Source organism: Dickeya sp. ws52 (assembly GCF_007210685.1).
In the GTDB taxonomy this organism is placed as follows: Bacteria; Pseudomonadota; Gammaproteobacteria; order Enterobacterales; family Enterobacteriaceae; genus Dickeya; species Dickeya chrysanthemi.
The window spans coordinates 375923-394320 of the sequence record NZ_SZVX01000001.1 but is presented as its reverse complement, the minus strand read 5'-3'; the positions used below and the strand labels follow the sequence as shown (position 1 = coordinate 394320).

Annotated in this window: 16 protein-coding genes; 7 read left to right on the top strand and 9 right to left on the bottom strand. The window is 56.4% G+C overall.

Annotation, left to right across the window (positions count from 1 at the left end; genetic code table 11):
- Positions 1-4 precede the first annotated feature (4 nt).
- The 4 genes from FDP13_RS01750 to yeiP form a co-directional block, all read right to left on the bottom strand.
- Positions 5-1789: an extracellular solute-binding protein gene (locus FDP13_RS01750; RefSeq protein WP_370512544.1), complete on the bottom strand. Its 1785-nt coding sequence runs from the start codon at positions 1787-1789 to the stop codon at positions 5-7.
- A gap of 280 nt (positions 1790-2069) precedes the next feature.
- Positions 2070-2645 carry a bifunctional murein DD-endopeptidase/murein LD-carboxypeptidase gene (gene mepS / locus FDP13_RS01745; protein WP_143838353.1) on the bottom strand — a complete coding sequence of 192 codons (576 nt, stop codon included), beginning with the start codon at positions 2643-2645 and terminating at the stop codon, positions 2070-2072.
- Between the two features lie 444 nt (positions 2646-3089).
- On the bottom strand, positions 3090-4067 hold the full coding sequence (locus FDP13_RS01740; RefSeq protein WP_143838351.1) for a GTP-binding protein: 978 nt from the start codon (positions 4065-4067) through the stop codon (positions 3090-3092).
- Positions 4068-4147: 80 nt separating this feature from the next.
- Complete coding sequence (gene yeiP / locus FDP13_RS01735) at positions 4148-4720, bottom strand: elongation factor P-like protein YeiP (RefSeq protein ID WP_012770132.1); 573 nt, start codon at positions 4718-4720, stop codon at positions 4148-4150.
- A gap of 236 nt (positions 4721-4956) precedes the next feature.
- On the opposite strand from yeiP, the gene FDP13_RS01730 reads away from it, so the two are divergent.
- Positions 4957-5211 carry a zinc/iron-chelating domain-containing protein gene (locus FDP13_RS01730; RefSeq protein ID WP_012770131.1) on the top strand — a complete coding sequence of 85 codons (255 nt, stop codon included), beginning with the start codon at positions 4957-4959 and terminating at the stop codon, positions 5209-5211.
- A 5-nt stretch (positions 5212-5216) separates the two neighbouring features.
- On the opposite strand, the gene FDP13_RS01725 is transcribed toward FDP13_RS01730, so the two are convergent.
- Positions 5217-6398 carry a sugar efflux transporter gene (locus FDP13_RS01725; RefSeq protein WP_012770130.1) on the bottom strand — a complete coding sequence of 394 codons (1182 nt, stop codon included), beginning with the start codon at positions 6396-6398 and terminating at the stop codon, positions 5217-5219.
- A 335-nt stretch (positions 6399-6733) separates the two neighbouring features.
- Between FDP13_RS01725 and fruB the strand changes: the two genes are divergently transcribed.
- The 4 genes from fruB (at position 6734) to FDP13_RS01705 (ending at position 11367) form a co-directional block, all read left to right on the top strand.
- Positions 6734-7873 (top strand): fused PTS fructose transporter subunit IIA/HPr protein, encoded by a 1140-nt coding sequence (gene fruB / locus FDP13_RS01720; protein ID WP_012770129.1) that lies wholly within the window; start codon positions 6734-6736, stop codon positions 7871-7873.
- A complete protein-coding gene (fruK, locus tag FDP13_RS01715) occupies positions 7870-8808 on the top strand; it encodes a 1-phosphofructokinase (protein WP_012770128.1) in 939 nt (312 codons plus the stop codon). The genes fruB and fruK overlap by 4 nt, the downstream gene beginning before the upstream one ends.
- 16 nt (positions 8809-8824) lie before the next feature.
- Complete coding sequence (gene fruA, locus FDP13_RS01710; RefSeq protein ID WP_027712292.1) at positions 8825-10516, top strand: PTS fructose transporter subunit IIBC; 1692 nt, start codon at positions 8825-8827, stop codon at positions 10514-10516.
- A gap of 140 nt (positions 10517-10656) precedes the next feature.
- Positions 10657-11367, top strand: coding sequence for a hypothetical protein (locus tag FDP13_RS01705; protein WP_143838349.1), 711 nt, complete (start codon positions 10657-10659; stop codon positions 11365-11367).
- A gap of 45 nt (positions 11368-11412) precedes the next feature.
- Here the strand turns inward: FDP13_RS01705 and nfo are convergent, their stop codons facing one another.
- Positions 11413-12264: a deoxyribonuclease IV gene (nfo, locus tag FDP13_RS01700; RefSeq protein WP_143838347.1), complete on the bottom strand. Its 852-nt coding sequence runs from the start codon at positions 12262-12264 to the stop codon at positions 11413-11415.
- A 70-nt stretch (positions 12265-12334) separates the two neighbouring features.
- Entirely contained in the window at positions 12335-13420 is a 1086-nt protein-coding gene (locus tag FDP13_RS01695; RefSeq protein WP_143838345.1) for a YeiH family protein, read from the bottom strand.
- Positions 13421-13526: 106 nt separating this feature from the next.
- Between FDP13_RS01695 and yieE the strand changes: the two genes are divergently transcribed.
- Together yieE and FDP13_RS01685 are read left to right on the top strand one after the other, a co-directional pair.
- The gene (gene yieE, locus FDP13_RS01690) at positions 13527-14405 is read left to right on the top strand and encodes a DNA-binding transcriptional regulator YeiE (protein ID WP_012770122.1); all 879 of its coding nucleotides are present in this window, start codon (positions 13527-13529) and stop codon (positions 14403-14405) included.
- 163 nt (positions 14406-14568) lie between these two features.
- On the top strand, positions 14569-16041 hold the full coding sequence (locus FDP13_RS01685) for an amino acid permease (protein ID WP_012770121.1): 1473 nt from the start codon (positions 14569-14571) through the stop codon (positions 16039-16041).
- A gap of 81 nt (positions 16042-16122) precedes the next feature.
- Here the strand turns inward: FDP13_RS01685 and FDP13_RS01680 are convergent, their stop codons facing one another.
- Together FDP13_RS01680 and FDP13_RS01675 are read right to left on the bottom strand one after the other, a co-directional pair.
- Positions 16123-17310: a sugar transporter gene (locus tag FDP13_RS01680; protein ID WP_143838343.1), complete on the bottom strand. Its 1188-nt coding sequence runs from the start codon at positions 17308-17310 to the stop codon at positions 16123-16125.
- 162 nt (positions 17311-17472) lie between these two features.
- Positions 17473-18393 (bottom strand): ABC transporter permease, encoded by a 921-nt coding sequence (locus FDP13_RS01675; protein WP_234424362.1) that lies wholly within the window; start codon positions 18391-18393, stop codon positions 17473-17475.
- Positions 18394-18398: the final 5 nt, after the last annotated feature.

Genomic DNA, 18398 nt, shown 5'->3' with positions numbered 1-18398 from the left:
CTCCTTATCGACGCGCCGCCGGCAATGTGGCGGCTTTCTCTGCGTCATACCACCAAGTGTCGATGCCCAGCGTATAAGCCGGACGGGTCGCAGGCATGGCGAATTTATTCCAGTAAGCGAAACGGTCGTGGTTGGAATACCACATCGGTATGGCGAACTGATTCCAGGTCAGCACTCTGTCCAGCGCCGGTCCCAGCGACAACAGCGCCGGCTTGTCGCCCTGATGACGAATAATGTTGTCAATCAACTGGTCGATGGCGGCGTCCTGTACCCCCGGCGAGTTATAGGAGGAGTTGATATAGGCTGAACTCCAACTGACCGTCAGATCCGAACTGGGGTAGGGCATCGCCGGGTACAACTTCGGGATCATGTCGAAATCGCGCTTGCGAAAGCGGTTGTTGAACTGTGGGCTGTCGACGCTGCGCACTTCCATGCGGATACCGAGTCGCGCCAGGCTATGCTGAAACGGCAACACATAGATGGCGTTGGCGGCGCTCGGCAACAGCAGTTCGAAACGGAAAGGCTGGCCGGTTTGTGTATTCACCAGTACCTGATTTTTCAACTCCCAACCGGCCTGTTGCAGCAGTTGTAACGCGTTGATCAGACCGGCGCGGTCATAACCACTGCCATCGGATTTCTCAGGCCGGTACGCCGGGCCAAACACCTCGGCGGGAATGTTGTCTTTCAGCGGCGTCAGCCAGACCAGTTCTTCTGTCGATGGCGTTCCCTGTGCTGCGTACTCGGTGTTCTGGAAAAAGCTGTAGGGGCGCTGGTAGCTGTTAAAAAATAGCGCCTTGTTCATCCAGTTAAAATCAAAGGCGAGCGCCAGCGCCTGGCGCACCCGGCGATCGCTAAACTGAGGCCGCTGGGTATTGAATACCAGCCAGCGGGTATCCTGCGCCGCCTGATTGGTTTCATCTTTCTTCAGAATATACCCGCGCGCGAAGTTGCCGCCTTCATATTGAGTCGCCCAATGTTTCGGTGACCCCTCGATACGCAGATCGAAAGCGCCGGCCTTGAAGGCTTCCAGCGCGACACTGTCGTCCAGATAATAGTCGTACCGTAATTGGTCGATATTGTAGCGACCCCGGTTGACGGGCAGATCGGCAGCCCAGTAGTCGGTTACACGGGAATAAATGACGTATTGCCCCATGCGGTAATCGGTGATGCGGTAGGGGCCGCCGGCCAATGGCGGCGTGCTCAGCGGATCACTGAGTTTGTGGTCGCGCCAGAATTTCTCCGGCATCGCCGGCAGCGTCAACATCCCCAGCATTTTTTCTTTGTCGGGGTCGGGGAAGGTGAAACGTACGGTATACGGTGTGATGGCCTTGGCTTCGGTGCCTTTGTAGTAGACGCGGAATTGCGGCACGCCCTGCGTCATAAACATATTGAAGGTGAATGCCACGTCAGCGGCGGTCACCGGCGAGCCGTCGTGGAAACGTGCGGCAGGGTTCATGTCCACTTCGAGCCAACTGTAGTCGCTGGCGTACCGTGCGGTAAGCGCGATCAACGGGTAGTAGCTACCCGGTTCGTCCTCCGAACTGACGTACAGCGAATCGTACAAGCTTTCGGTGCGAGCGGCGGCCAGGCCGCGCAAGGCAAAACGGTTGAAGTTATCGAAGGTCCCCAGTGCGCTCAGCGTGATTTTGCCGCCTTTGGGGGCCGATGGATTGGCGTAATCGTAGTGGGTGAAGCCCTGCGAGTACTTCGGGTCTCCCAGCGTCGCAAACGCATAGGTTTGCTGCGTGACGGGGGCCGCGTGCGCCAGCCAGACGCTGGCGGACAGCATGGCGGCGAGAATGGCACGTGTAAACATCGAAATGGCAGACTCCTGATAACCTCATGTTTCTCCGCGTGAAAAGCAGGCTTGCCGGAGAAAGTGCCTGAAATTCCTGGCAATCGCGATGCCGGACGCTATAGCGTTCTGTTTTACCATGAAATCAGATGTCAAACCTACTGTTAATCGATCCACGTCGTGACCTGATCTGCTATCAGGTTGTAATAAAAAACGCCGCTGTCTGACGAGCGGCGTTTTACGTTTGTTTGGGCGACATCAAGGGAAAGAAAAATCAGCTGTGCGGTTCCTGTTTCAGCACGCGGCGTGCTTCACGGTAGCGGGGCTTCCAATAGCTGTCATCCATACTGGAGATCGTCACACCAATACTGGTGGAAGCATGAACGAATTGCTGGTTACCCAGATAGATACCCATGTGGCGGCCGGTTGAGCCTGCGTGGAATACCACCAAATCGCCCGGACGCAATTTATTGCGTTGGATTTGAACGCCGATATCCTTCTGCTCATAGCTGGAGCGGGGTAAATCCATACCGAATTGTTCACGGAAAGTCCGCTGAACGAAACCGGAGCAATCAATACCTTTACGGCTGTCGCCACCAAGACGGTAACGCACGCCTTTCCAGCTCGCGTATTGTTCAAGCAACTTGGATTTGATTTCCACGTTGCGAACCATCGCTTCGAATTCATCCTGAGAGGCTTGTAGTGAAGGGTCACCACCGTTAACTACACGCCTATCAGTTTGATTATTAAGGCTTGCGTTGTTGCTTGTACAGGCTGAAAGCGCTATCGCCATCGCCACGGCAGGCAAGGCCCGCCAGATATATCTCAGAGTCGGTTGAGATTTGACCATTGTTGTTGTGTTCCCTTGATGTCCTTAGCGATTCAATCGCTATCGCTGTGTTTATTATCGATGTATCTACTGATCAATGTATCTACTGATCGATGTATCTATGCCAAACAAAACGAGTGTCAGACTAAAGTACTACTATTACCGGGACAATTATTCGTCAGTTAATTTGTGCAACACCGCACATTATTATTGGTGTTGCAACATTTATTTAACTGGCCGGACATCTGCCGATAAATCACAAACCTTGGTGACCATACCCTAACGAAAATCAGATTGCGAGTTTTTTTGTCTCTTTTGTTAATACGATTTCGTGATGAAATCTTTCATGTCAGCCCGATAAAAACCTGCTACAAGCGTTCAGAACGAGAAATTACAGGGAGAATAACGCCCGGACAGACATTCTGACGCCCGTTAATCGCTGCCTGAGCGTGCCGCCGGCACCACTTATAGTAACCGTGCATCCAGCAACTGCTTTTGTAACTTGTTCCATTCCGCTTCAGACTCATTAATGATTTCGATGCGGCTATCTGGCGGTGATGCCGATTGTGTTTCAATACGCAGGTCGAATCCCTGGCGGTTGACCACCAGTGTGCCCTCCGGAATGCGCATCACGCCTTTAACGCGGCTTACCGGTGCCAGGCGTACCCAGTCCAGCAGACTGGCGGTATTGAATTGGGTCTCGCCATCAAAAATCCAGCCGCAGGCGTAATAACCCTGTCCTTGATTGAGGGCGCGGCGCCAGCTTTCCCGGCCGGTTAGTTTCAGTGCGGCCAGCCCGGTTTTGGCAGCGGCGGCGTGATGATGGTGACGGGCATCCGGCAGCGCATTGTGGTTTTTCCGCGGCAAATCCAGTATTGCCGTGTCCAACTGCCCTTGAGATAGCGTTATCAGGCGACGATCCTGGCCCTGCTGCTGATACCAGCCTTGCAACGCTGCGCGGTCACTGTCCTGCCAGGTGTCTTCCTTGTTGGCGACGATGACGTCTGCCGCGGCGAGCTGATCGCGGAAGTTCTCATTCTCGGTATAACGGCCGTCGCCGAGCTGGCGTGGATCGAGCAAACAGAAGGTCGCCTGTAGCTGAAGCCACGGCTGGTAAGCTTCCGAGGTCAACAGCGTCAGAATTTGCTTCGGGTGACCAAGACCGGTCGGTTCAATCAACAAACGATGTGGTTTTTTCTGCAGCAACATGTTGAGGCCCACTTGCATCGGCAGGCCGTTGACGCAGCACATGCAGCCGCCGGGGATCTCTTTGAGCAGGGCACCGGAGTCGCTTAACAACGCGCCGTCGATGCCGATTTCACCAAACTCATTCACCAGCACCGCCCAGGTTTCGCCTTCGGGTTTATGAGAGAGCAGGTGCCTGATGGTGGTGGTTTTACCGCTGCCGAGAAAGCCGGTAATCAGGTTTACTTTCGTCAACACAGGAGTCTCCTTGCGTGTGCGGGATGCGCCTGACATGGCCTGCCAGACGCGGGAATGGTTGGTGAGGCGCTTTCTGTAATTTAGTCCGCGCGGCCCATGTAGCGGCGCTCAGGGATGTGAATACGGATTTTTTCGCCGGCGCTCAGGTATTCCGGCACCTGAATGACCAAACCGGTCGTCAGCGTAGCGGGTTTGTTGCGGGCGCTGGCGGAGGCGCCTTTAATGCCGGGAGCGGTTTCAACGATTTCCAGATCGACCGTCTGCGGCAGTTCCAGCGCCAGCAACTGACCATCCATCGTCAATACCTGAATACCCGGCATACCGCCTTCCGGAATAAACAGCAGTTCGTCTTCGATCTGATCTTTCTTGAAGGTATACGGCGTGTAGTCTTCCTCGTCCATAAAGATGTATTCATCGCCATCAATATAAGAGAAGGTGACGGAACGGCGGGTCAGGGTGATGGTATCCAGAATGTCATCGCCTTTAAAACGCTCTTCCACTTTCAAGCCGGTACGGACATCGGCGAAACGCATTTTGTACAGCGTACTGGCACCGCGGGCGCTGGGGCTTTGGATATCGATATCTTTTACCAGCAACAATTTACCGTTGTAGTTAACGGCCATGCCGCGTTTGATCTCATTTGCTCTTGCCATGGGATAGACCTTAAATAAAGAAGAGAAATTTTTGTGGCGACACGTTACTCGTCAGGATGGGTTCAGGCAAGCGGGAATTGTGGCGGCCAGACACCAGACAAACCACCGGCTGGATAAAACACGGCGGAAATGAAAACGGCGCCAAACCGGCCGAAAATAGAGTAGTAGCCTTGCGGTCGCCGGCCTGTTAGGCTCTGCGGCCTGAATATAGCGATGGGAATCTCCGGAGGTCACTGATGGAATGTCGCCCTGATTGCGGCGCTTGTTGTATCGCGCCTTCCATCTCCAGCCCGATTCCCGGTATGCCGCAGGGAAAACCGGCCAACACGGCCTGTATCCATCTGGATGAGCACATGCGTTGCGGTCTGTTCTTTTCGTCATTGCGCCCGGCGGTGTGCAGAGGCTTGCAGCCTCGCCGCGACATGTGCCGAAATGATCGTGATGAAGCGATGCTCTATCTTATCCGACTGGAAGACGCCACCGCGCCGTAACGAGCTCAAACGTCGCGGATGCGCCACATACAGAGGGCGGCGCCGGCCAGCATGGCGACGGCGATAACGAAACCGGCATGATAGCTCCACACTTCCGCCACTACGCCTGCCAGCGATCCGGAGATGATCCAACCGACCCGGGTGGTATTGGTGAACAGCGTCGTGGCGGCCCCGGCCTGACCCGGCATCAGATCCTGAAAATACAGCATCCCCATACCGGCCAGAATACCGATGAAAATGGCATTCATCAGTTGCAGAGCCAACAATGCCCATGAGGCGTTCAGCAGCGTCAGCCCGGCATAGAAAACCAGCCCGGCGATTACCGCCAGCCGCATCAGCAGGCGTTTACCTAAGCGATTAGCCAGATAACCGGCCAGCAGCATCACGGGAATTTCCAGTCCGGCGGCCGTGCCCATCATTACGCCGGCCAGCTTTTCCGGTAACTGCAATTCATGGACCAGATACAACGGCATATTGATCAAATAGATCCCGTTGCAGGTCCACATCAGGGTACAGGCGCTAAACAGTAACAGCGTATCGCGCCGATTCTGCCGGGGAGATTCCAGCGTCGCGGCGGATTTCACCCGGGTTTTCGGCATTGACGGTAGTAGCTGCCAGACCAGTAACCCGCATAACACAAACACCGTTGCCGCCGTCAGGTACATCACCGGGAAGCCGAAGCCCAGCGACAGCGCGAAGGCAACCGGCGGCCCAATTACCCATGACAGTGAAATCTGCGCCCGCATGACTGAGCTGAACATCGCGGCACCGCGGCCGGTACGGTCGGCATGTTCCCGCGCCAGTGCAAACAGTTGCGGGTTGGCGGTGGAGCCGAAACTCGACAGCAATACGCCGACAAACAACAGAACAAAATAGTTACGGTTCCAGGCATACAGCAGACAGGCCAGCGATCCCAACAGGCAACACTGCAATATCAGTGTCTTGCGGTCGCCCTGACGATCCGAATACGTGGCCAGAACTTGGCTGACAACGATGCCGATAATCGCGCTGCCGGTATAAAACAGGCCGACCATGAACGGACGCGCTTGTACTTCCGTCGACAAGAATAGACTGAGCGTGGGGAGTTGCAGCGCACCGGCGATCCCGGTCAAAAAAGCGATCACCAGAAATGCGGAAGACGTCAGGTCGGGCAGGCGCCGGGCTGAGCGGGCAGAAGAAAGTGTCATGCTGAATTCAGGTTAGAAAAAGAACAGGGAGAAAACCGAACGCGCTATCTTACGCTGATGAAGTAGAAACGAAAGTCCGTTTCAATTTTTTTTCTTCAGCACGCATTCAGCATGGACGCAAAAAGGCACCATTTTTTGTATGGTTTTAGCGTAAAAATGTGCGTGACCTCTAAGATCTGTTATTTCATCCATGCAGAATGCTTGCATAGGTATAGTGAAAAACGCAGAATTTTTGAAACGTTTCAGCGAGGTTTTGCTGAAACCACCCTGAGCGAGTCAGCAAATTATTTCTCATAAAAGCTGAAACGATTCAAGTTCAGCAAGAGAGGAGCATTATGTTTCAGTTGTCACAGCACGACATTCATTTAGGTGCTTCCGCCGGTAGCAAAGAGGAGGCTATCCGTCAGGTAGCCGCCGCACTGACCGAAGCGGGTTGCGTGAGCGAAGGTTATGTCGAAGGGATGCTTCAGCGCGAACAGCAGACTTCGACCTATCTCGGTAGCGGTATCGCTATTCCGCATGGCACCACCGATACACGTGATCTGGTAAAGAAAACCGGTGTTCAGGTGTTCCAGTTCCCGCAGGGGATTGCGTGGGGGGAAGGCCAGACCGCCTATGTGGTACTGGGTATCGCTGCGCGTTCTGACGAACACCTGGCGCTGCTGCGTCAACTGACCCATGTACTGAGCGATGATCGTGTGGCGGCCCGCCTGGCCAGCACCACGTCGGCGGACGAATTGCGCGGGTTGCTGATGGGCGAACAACTGGCGGGTGCGTTCCGCTTTGATACTTCGCTGATTAACCTGAATGTGGCGACCGACAATCTGATGACGCTGCAGGCGCTGAACGCCGGCCGTTTACAGCAGATTGGCGCGGTGGACGCCGGTTTTGTCAGCCACGTAGTCGCTAATAAACCGACTTACCTCGGGCAGGGCATCTGGCTGAGCGATAGCCTGAACGGCAATCTGGTCAGTGCGCTGGCGGTGAGCCGCCCGGCCGAGCCGTTCGTGGCGGATGGCGAAAACGTGGCGTTGTTGCTGACCGTTTCGGCGGCCGATGAACAGGTGTTCGCATCGCTCGATTACCTCAGCAAGCTGTTGATCGCCGGCAAAGCCGATAGTTTGCTGTCTGCTGATGAAGCGACGCTGCTGGCATTGCTGACCAGCGAAGAAGAGGAAGAAGAAGAAAGCGACGCGCTGACGGCGGAATTTACCATCCGCAACGAGCACGGTCTTCATGCCCGCCCGGGCGCGATGTTGGTTAACGTCATCAAACAGTTCTCCAGCGAAATCACCGTGACGAACCTTGACGGCACCGGCAAACCGGCCAACGGCCGCAGCCTGATGAAAGTGGTGGCGCTGGGCGTCAAGAGTGGTCATCGCCTGCGCTTTACTGCTAAAGGCGGTGATGCTGAAGCGGCGCTGAACGCCATCGGCGAAGCCATTCAGTCCGGTCTTGGGGAGGGTGCGGCATGAGCAGGCGTGTTGCCACCATTACCCTGAATCCCGCCTATGATTTAGTAGGGTACTGCCCGGAAATCGAACGTGGCGAAGTTAATCTGGTGCAGACTTCCGGTCTACATGCGGCAGGTAAAGGCATCAATGTGGCCAAGGTGCTGAAAGACCTTGGGATTGATGTCACCGTGGGCGGTTTCCTGGGAAAAGACAATCAGGACGGCTTTCAGCAGTTGTTCAGCGAGTTGGGCATTGCCAACCGTTTCCAGGTGGTGTCGGGGCGTACTCGCATTAATGTCAAACTTACCGAGCAGAATGGTGAGGTGACCGACCTGAATTTCTCCGGTTTTGAAGTGACCCAGCAGGACTGGCAGCGTTTCGTCAATGATTCGCTGAGCTGGCTGGGGCAGTTTGACATGGTCGCCGTGAGCGGCAGCCTGCCGAGCGGCGTTGACCCGGATGCGTTTACCGACTGGATGTCGCGTCTGCGTAGCCAGTGTCCGTGCATTATTTTCGACAGCAGCCGCGAAGCGCTGGTAGCGGGATTGAAAGCTTCGCCGTGGTTGGTGAAACCCAATCGCCGCGAGCTGGAAATCTGGGCCGGGCGTAAGTTGCCCACGCTGGCGGATGTGGTGGACGCAGCCCATGCGCTGCGTGAACAGGGTATTGCTCATGTCGTGATTTCGCTGGGAGCGGAAGGCGCGCTGTGGGTCAATGCGTCCGGTGCCTGGCTGGCAAAACCGCCGGCTTGTGAAGTGATCAGTACGGTAGGTGCGGGTGACTCCATGGTGGGGGGATTGATTTATGGCTTATTAATGCGTGAGTCCAGTGAACACACGTTGCGCCTGGCCACTGCGGTAGCAGCGCTGGCCGTCAGCCAGAGCAACGTAGGCATTAGCGATCGTCCGCAGTTGGCCGCGATGATGGCGCGCGTCGATCTGAAACCCTTTAACTGACAGCAGGAGATAAACAATGAAAACGCTGCTGATACTTGATAAATCACTGGGACTGGCGAAAAGCCGTCTGGTGAAGAATTTGCTTGGTGCTGCTGCCGCTAACGCAGGACTTACCCTCACCGAGCAGCTTGCCGATGCGGAGCTGGCCATTGTGCTGGGTGCTCCCGTACAGGCAGACAGCGGTCTGAATGGCAAAAAAGTGTTTGCCGGGGATGTAGAGCTGGCGTTGAGTCAGCCGGCTCAGTTCCTGGAGAAAGCGAAGGCTGAAGCGCAGCCGTATCAGGCGCCGGTCGCTACCGCTGCCGCGGCGGCGCCAACTGCGGCCAAACGCATTGTAGCGGTCACTGCCTGCCCGACAGGGGTGGCGCATACCTTCATGGCGGCGGAAGCCATTGAAAGCGAAGCGAAAAAGCGTGGCTGGTGGGTGAAAGTGGAAACCCGCGGCTCAGTCGGCGCCGGTAACCCGATCAGCCCGGAAGAAGTGGAGCAGGCGGATCTGGTGATCGTGGCGGCGGATATCGAAGTCGATCTCAGCAAATTCGCCGGCAAAAAAATGTATCGCACATCCACCGGTCTGGCGCTGAAAAAGACGGCGCAGGAGTTTGACAAAGCGTTGTCTGAAGCCGTGGTGTTCCAGCCATCCGCCCAGAGCGGGGCGGCGGGCGGCGGCGAAACCGCCAAAAAAGGCGGCGCGGGCCCCTATCGCCATCTGCTGACCGGTGTGTCGTACATGTTGCCGATGGTGGTGGCCGGCGGTCTGTGTATCGCCCTGTCATTCGTGTTCGGGATTACCGCATTCAAGGAAGAGGGGACGCTGGCGGCGGCGCTGATGAAGATCGGCGGCGGTTCCGCGTTTGCTCTGATGGTGCCGGTATTGGCCGGTTATATCGCGTTCTCGATTGCCGACCGCCCTGGTCTGACGCCGGGTCTGGTGGGCGGTATGTTGGCCGTCAGCACCGGTGCCGGTTTCCTTGGCGGTATCATCGCCGGGTTCCTGGCGGGTTATCTGGCGCGCGCCATCAGTAACCATGTGACGCTGCCGCAGAGCATGTCGGCGTTGAAACCGATCCTGATTATTCCGCTATTCGCGACGCTGATTACCGGTCTCATCATGATTTATGTCGTCGGTACGCCGGTTGCGAAAATTCTGACCGGTCTGACCGGCTGGCTACAGTCTATGGGTACGGCCAATGCGGTGATTTTGGGCGCTATTCTGGGCGGCATGATGTGTACCGATATGGGTGGCCCGGTGAACAAAGTGGCCTATGTGTTCGGTACTACGCTGTTGAGTAGTCAGGTGTATGCACCGATGGCCGCCGTGATGGCTGCCGGTATGGTGCCGCCGCTGGCGATGGGTCTGGCGACCTTCATCGCGGCGAAGAAATTCACCGCCAGCGAGCGGGAAGGCGGCAAGGCGGCGGTGGTACTGGGACTGTGCTTCATCTCCGAAGGCGCCATTCCTTACGCTGCCCGTGACCCGATGCGTGTGCTGCCGAGCTGTATTCTGGGCGGGGCGCTGACCGGTGCGCTCTCTATGGCGGTTGGCGCGAAGCTGATGGCGCCGCACGGCGGTCTGTTCGTGCTGCTGATTCCAGGGGCGATTACGCCGGTGCTGGGTTACCTGTTCTCCATCATTGCCGGTACGGTAGTGGCTGGCGTGCTGTACGCGGTGCTGAAACGTCCGGAAGAGCAACTGGCTAAAGCCTGATGTGATGATTCCATGGTGGAAACGCCGGTCTTGCGACCGGCGTTTTTTTTATGTTTTTCCCGCGATGTCGGCAAATAGCGGTATGATTTTTCTTTGCTGACGTCGATAAATTCGCTGACGTCGATAAAAAGGAGAAACGTATGCCGCGTCACCATGCCAGTCGTGGAATTCTGGTGCTGGAATCGCCCTGGGAACTGGATGAACACGATGCCAACCGTTCATCGGTGGTGCCGTTTATTGAAGGCATTGCCAAAGTAGCCGGCGATACCGAGGTGTATTACGCGAATTTCTACGATAAGAAGAGTTTTCGCACCGCATTACATTGCCTGTGCAAGATCCCGTTTAAGAACATCATTATTTATGTCGCCGCACACGGTCAGGGAAAAAAACTGGGCGGCACGCCGATGCGGGATGTGATTGAACCCGTCGGCGAGTTATCTCATCGTTTCACTATTACCGGGTTGCTGCTCGGCGCTTGTTTCGTCGGTGCGCATACCGATTTGATGGAAACCTTTACCTGCGGTAATCAACTGCGTTGGTGTGCCGGTTATGCCTCGGAAACCGAGTGGCTCACCGGGACGCTGATCGACTGCGCCATCATTAATCAGATGTTGTCGCTAAAAAAGAGCGATTTCTCAGACCGTGATACGATTATCGAAAACCTGGCGCTGGCGATTTCTCCCTTCCACGATAAATACACCATTGGACGTGATAAAGACGGCAAACCAATGCTGCTGCGGGATGCTTTTCAATGTGTGGTGCAACCGGGCGGGCAAGGGCATAAGCCACTCACGGCGTCAGGTAAGATATTTCAGCGGGCGGTGCAACTCAGGCGAGACGAGGGTGCATGAGCGCGACGATGTGAGCGGCCAGCCGATGGCCGCCTGTGTTCGGGCTCAGTTGCCCGGTGATTGCTGCGATTTCAGCCAGGCGATTTCCTGTGCCCAGATATCCGGATTGATGGTTTCCAGAATCAGTGGAATGCCGTCAAAGCGCGGGTCGCGCATAATATAACTGAATACGGTTTTACCGATGTTGCCTTCTCCCAGGCTGTGGTGACGGTCAACCCGGTTGTTAAACGCGCTTTTCGCATCATTCAGGTGCATGGCGCGCAAATAGCGGAAGCCGACGATACGTTCCAGTTCGGCAAAGGTGTGCTCGCAGTCGGCGTCGGTGCGCAGGTCATAGCCGCCGGCAAAGGCGTGACAGGTATCGATGCAGACGCCGACCCGGCTTTTGTCTTCCACCTGACTGATGATTTCCGCCAGATGTTCAAACCGGAACCCCAGATTGCTGCCCTGACCGGCGGTGTTCTCGATCACCGCCGTGACGCCGTTGGTAGCCTCCAGCGCCAGGTTGATTGACCGGGCGATGCGGCTCAGGCAGGTACTTTCGTCGATCTGACGCAGGTGACTGCCGGGATGGAAATTCAGCAACGTCAGCCCCAGTTGTTGGCAACGCGTCATTTCGTCGATAAACGCCGTTTGGGATTTCTGTAAGGCCTCGTCATCCGGATGACCTAAGTTGATCAGATAACTGTCGTGCGGCAGTATCTGCGCCGGGGTGAAACGATACTGTTCACAGGCTGCCTGGAAACGATCAATGACGTCCGCCGTTAACGGCGGTGCCTGCCACTGGCGTTGATTTTTAGTAAACAGCGCAAACGCGGTGGCGCCGATGTCATGGGCGCGGCTCACCGCCTGATCCACGCCGCCTGAGGCGCTGACGTGGGCTCCGACATATTTCATGTTTTTCTCCTTTTCATGCCCGCGCATTATGACATTACCCGCTTAGCGGGCTGTAGCCATGTTTTTTTATTCAGGCGAAGAGATGCTGTACCCCCAGATTGATGGCCGCACCGCCCACCACCAGCCAGATAAACAGGACGGCCGCCAGCAGCAATGGCTTGAGCCCGGCTTGACGTAGTGTACTCAGGCGCGTCGCCATCCCCAGGGCTACCATCGCCATCGTCAGCAGCGCGTTATCCAGTTGCGTTATCACGGCCACCCAATTTCCCGGCAACCCGTTCAGGGAGTTGACGCCGCACATCAATACAAAACCCAGCGCGAACCACGGATACCCGGCCGTAGTTGGGGTTGCCGTCGTGGGATGGGCAGGCTGACGCGGTTTCAGCCACATCCCCAACAGAAACAGGAACGGCGCCAGCATCATAACGCGCAGCATTTTACCGATGACCGCCGCGTTTTCGGTTTCCGGGCTGATAGCATGGCCGGCGGCGACCACTTGCGCCACTTCATGCACCGTTGAGCCGAGGTAGAGTCCGAAAGTCTGCGGGGTAAATAACCAGCCGCTATACTGGATAACATGCTGGTACAGCCACGGGTAAAAAAACATCGCGGTAGTGCCGAACAGCACCACGGTCGATACCGCCACGGCCACCTTGTCGGCGGTGCTTTTCAGTACCGGTGCGGTCGCCAGCACGGCGGCGGCGCCGCAAATGCTGCTGCCTGCGCCGATCAGTAAAGCGGTGTGTTGATCCAGCCGAAACCAGCGCCGCCCCAGCCAATAAGCGAGCAGCAGGGTAGAGGTGAGGGTCATCAGGTCGATCACCAGCCCGGTGACACCGACGGCGGCCAGTTGCTGAAAGCTGAGTTTGAAACCGTACAGGATGATGCCCCAGCGCAACAGATGATGCCGCGACCATTGAACCCCGGCGTCGCACCAGGGTTGCAGACGTGTGTAAGCCGTATTGCCTAACACCATGCCAACCAGTATCGCCAGCGTTAGGGAACCCAGCCCTAATCCGGCAATCGCCGGCAGGCTGGATAACCATAATACGCCACGGGTCAGCAGGCCGGTCAGGATGATGCCGGCCAGCAGGTGGCCCACGGCGGATAAAGGGGAAAGACGTTGTACCCTGGAAGAAAATGAAAACATAGCCATACCCGCTCTGAATGGTGAGGTTGAGGGCACAGCCTATGATCAGCGCGCTTAAAATAGAAATTGATTATATATTTATAACCTATAGATATTTACGATAAGAGCCCCTATGCACATTACGTTACGTCAACTGGAAGTGTTTACCGAAGTCCTGAAAAGCGGCTCAACGACGCAGGCATCGGTGGTGTTGTCGCTGTCGCAGTCCGCCGTCAGCGCCGCCTTGGCCGATCTTGAAAGCCAATTGGGAGTCCAGCTGTTTGACCGAGTGGGTAAACGGTTGGTGGTCAATGAGCACGGGCGCCTGTTGTACCCCAAGGCGCTGGCGTTATTGGAACAATCGGCGGAGATTGAGCAACTGTTTCGGCGCGATAACGGCGCACTGCGCATTTATGCCAGCAGCACCATCGGTAATTATCTGATGCCGGCGATGATTGCCCGCTATCGTCAGGATTTTCCTGCCATTCCGCTGGAGCTGTATGTCGGCAATACTCAGGATGTGGTGAATGCCGTGTCTGAATTTCGGGTTGATCTGGGTTTGATCGAGGGGCCCTGTCATCACCCCGACTTGATTACCCAGCCCTGGCGTGAAGATGAATTAGTGGTGTTTTGCGCACCGGGCAACCCGCTGATTAATAGTGATTTTACATTACAGACGCTGGCCGATGCGCCCTGGATCCTGCGTGAACACGGTTCCGGGACGCGTGAAGTGTTGGACCATCTGCTGCTGACTCGTCTGCCGCATTTCCGGCTGGTGATGGAACTGGGCAACTCGGAGGCGATTAAACACGCGGTGCGGCATGGCATCGGTATCAGTTGCTTATCGCGCCATGTGGTTGCCGAACAACTCGCAACCGGAATGCTGGTGGAATTACCGGTTCCCTTGCCGCGCCTGAGCCGCTCGTTATATCTGGTGCATCACCGTCAGAAGCACTTATCCGGCGTACTGCAATGCTTTTTGGAATATTGTCGTGGGGATGACTCAATTTAAACAAACCGGCAACGCGAATGTAACGATCAGCGGTTCCTTTCAGAGGGATTTCTTATGATGCCGGGTGAGTTATGAAGGTCTCTTATAATCCGCGCTGTGCGCTATTCAGCAGGTAGCGGATTGCCTACAATCCGCCCTCAAATTTTCAAGGGCATGGATAGTAATGGCTCAACATGATACTCACCCCGCAGAACAGCGGGGAACCACGCTACGGCGTGAGCTGAAAGCGCGGCATTTGACGATGATCGCCATTGGCGGTTCGATCGGCACCGGGTTGTTTGTCGCCTCCGGGGCGACGGTGTCGCAGGCCGGGCCTGGCGGCGCGATGCTATCGTATGCGTTGATCGGCCTGATGGTCTATTTCCTGATGACCAGTCTCGGCGAACTGGCGGCATTTATGCCGGTGTCCGGTTCGTTCTCCACTTATGGGGCGCGCTACGTGGAAGAAGGGTTCGGCTTCGCGCTGGGCTGGAACTACTGGTACAACTGGGCGGTGACCATCGCGGTCGACCTGGTGGCGGCGCAACTGGTGATGGGATACTGGTTTCCATCCGTTCCCGGCTGGGTCTGGAGCGCGCTGTTCCTGTCGCTGATGTTTTTGCTGAACTACATTTCCGTGAAAGGATTTGGCGAAGCGGAATACTGGTTCTCGCTGATTAAAGTCACCACCGTTATTCTGTTTATTGCGGTCGGGGTGCTGATGATTATCGGCATTCTGCGCGGCGGCGAGCACGCCGGCTGGCATAACTGGCAGATTGGCGATGCACCGTTCGCCGGCGGTTTTTCCGCCATGATCGGCGTGGCGATGATTGTCGGTTTCTCGTTCCAGGGCACGGAGCTGATTGGCATAGCGGCCGGAGAATCAAAAGATCCGCAGACCACTATCCCGCGCGCGGTTCGCCAGGTGTTCTGGCGCATTCTGCTGTTCTATATTTTCGCCATTCTGATTATCAGCCTGCTGGTCCCTTATACCGACCCGAATCTGCTGCGCAATGATGTGAAAGACATTAGCGTCAGCCCGTTCACGCTGGTGTTTGAAAATGCAGGTCTGTTGTCGGCGGCGGCGGTGATGAATGCGGTCATCCTGACGGCGGTGCTGTCGGCGGGCAATTCCGGTATGTATGCGTCCACCCGCATGTTGTTTACGCTGGCGCAGGAAGGTAAGGCGCCGGCCTGTTTCGGCAAACTGTCTAACGGCGGAGTACCGCGCAACGCGTTGTATGCCACTACGGTGGTGGCAGGCTTGTGCTTCTTATCATCGATGTTCGGCAACCAGACGGTGTACCTGTGGCTGCTGAATACCTCCGGCATGACTGGGTTTATCGCCTGGCTTGGGATCGCCATCAGTCACTACCGTTTCCGCCGTGGTTACGTGATGCAGGGGCGTGACCTGAACGCGCTGCCGTACCGTTCCGGCTTCTTCCCGCTGGGGCCGATTTTTGCTTTTGTCCTCTGCCTGATCATTACGCTGGGGCAGAACTATCAGGCGTTTCTGGCGGATAAGATTGACTGGTATGCCGTGACGGCGACTTACATCGGCATTCCGCTGTTTTTGGTTATCTGGTTCGGTTACCGTCTGGTGAAAGGTTCACGGATGGTGAAATACGGCGAGATGACCTTCCCGGAACATAAATAACTGTTTCATCAATAAAAAAGCCAGTCGGGTTACCGGCTGGCTTTTTTTATGCAATTTTTTATGCAAGAAGAACGCAGCGGTTTAAATACGGGAGTGCACCAGCCGCACATTGCGGTAGACGCTGAGCAGGGTGGCGAACAGCGCCACCAGCACCAGCGGCGCGCCGACATAGCCGATTTTGTCCATTCCCAGATGCAGGCTCACCTGGCTACCCAGCAGCGCGCCGCCGCCGATACCGAGATTGAACAACCCGGAGAAAATCGACATAGCGACATCGCTGGCGTCCGGCGCCAGCGCCAGCACTTTGGCCTGCATCGCCAGCCCTATCGCCATCATCGCCAGTCCCCACACCAGGCACAGCAATGTCAGGCCGAACGGGTAACCGGACAACGGCATCAACAGCATCAGGCAACTGAGCAACAGCAGCATGGCGGTAAACAGAAATGCGAGGGGAAAACGTTCGCTGTAGCGGCTGTAAAGCATACTGCCGACAATCCCGGCGCAACCGAACAGCAACAGAATCAGGGTAGTGAAGTTTTCCGGCAGCCGGGCCACCGTCTGGATGAACGGCTCAATGTAACTGTAAGCAGTGAAGTGCGCGGTCACCACGGCCACAGTCAGCAGATAAACGCCGACCAGCGCCGGGCGGCGGAACAACTTCGGTACGCTGGACAGTGAACCGGAATGCTCGCTCGGCAGGCGCGGCAGCAGGCGTGCCAGCAGGACCATGGCAACGGCCGCGCCGACGGCGATGGTCAGAAACGTAATGCGCCAACCAAGGTACTGACCGATAACCCGCCCCAACGGCAGCCCCAGCACCATCGCCAGCGACGACCCGGTGGCAATTAACCCCAATGCCTGCGCGCGTTTGCCGGGAGGCGCCATACGAATCGCCAGCGAGGCGGTAATCGACCAGAATACCGAGTGCGCCAGCGCAACCCCGGCGCGGGAAATGACCAGCACGGTAAAGTTCCAGGCAACGGCAGACAGCATATGGCTGATGATGAACAGACTAAACAGGCCAATCAGCAATTTGCGGCGCTCAATGCCGCTGGTCAACAACATACAGATCAGCGAAGCCACCGCCACGATCCAGGCATAAATGGTAATCATCAAGCCGACATCTTCGGTTTTCATGGCAAAGGTGTTGGCGATGTCGCTCAGCAGCCCCACCGGAATAAATTCCGTGGTATTGAAAATAAACGCGGCGATAGCCAATGTGACCACGCGCAGCCAGGCGGTGGCGCGCGAGGGAGAAGCGGATGTCATAATCAGGTTCCAGTCGGGTATTACGAATTGCGAACGCCCTATTGTAGTCAATGGACGATTACAATGCGATGTAGATCACACTTATGAGCGGGCTTTTTTTGTGCCGCAGCGAGTGGGCGACGAAGGGATGTTACCCGCCGGTATAGACCGGCGGGGAGAGGGTCAGCGTTTCTGGAAGTAGGTCATCGCCAACGCCAGCGCCAGCACCAGTCCTTTGATGATATCCATCGCGTAGTAGGGGACGGACAGCATCACCAGACCGTTTTGTAATACACCGAGGATCACCGCGCCGACCAGCGTGCCCAGCGCGTTGGGCTTGCCGGAGCCCGCCAGCGAAAAACCGATATAAGCGGCGGCTACCGCATCCATCAGATACCCGCCGCCGGCGTTAACCTGTGAAGAACCGATGCGTGATGCCAGCAAGATACCGCCCAACGCCGCCAGCAACGAGGAGAGCAGATAGGCCAGCACCCGGTAACGCGCAGTACGGATCCCGGCCAGCCGCGCCGCTTCCGGATTACCGCCAATGGCGTACATGCGTCGGCCGTGTTTGGTGAGCGACATATACAGCTGTACCAGCACCGTCACCACCAACATGATCACCACAATCACCGGCACCTGCCCAAGCGCCGCGAACACCTCGGGGATCACGCCTTCCGCCATATCGCCGCTCGGCAGCAACATATTCTGGGTGATCGAGCCGCCGTAACTGTAGGTCATGGCGACGCCCTGAATGACGAACAGGCTGGCCAACGTCGCCAACATGTCGGGAATACGCAACACCACGATCAAAAAGGCATTAAACAGCCCAACCAGCAGGCATAGCGTCAGCGTCAACATAATGGCGCCGGTCGTGCCGAAACCGTGCCAGACGAACAACGAAATCACCAGCGCGTTCGCCAGCGACGCGGTTGACCCGACCGACAGGTCGAATCCACCGACGGATAACGAAATGGAAACGGCTATCGCGATCACCGTCACGATGGCGATGGAGCGCAGAATATTGATGATGTTGTTCGGATCGAGAAAATTGTCCGACGCCAGCCCGAATAGCGCGATCAGAGCGACGACGGTAATCAGCATTCCCC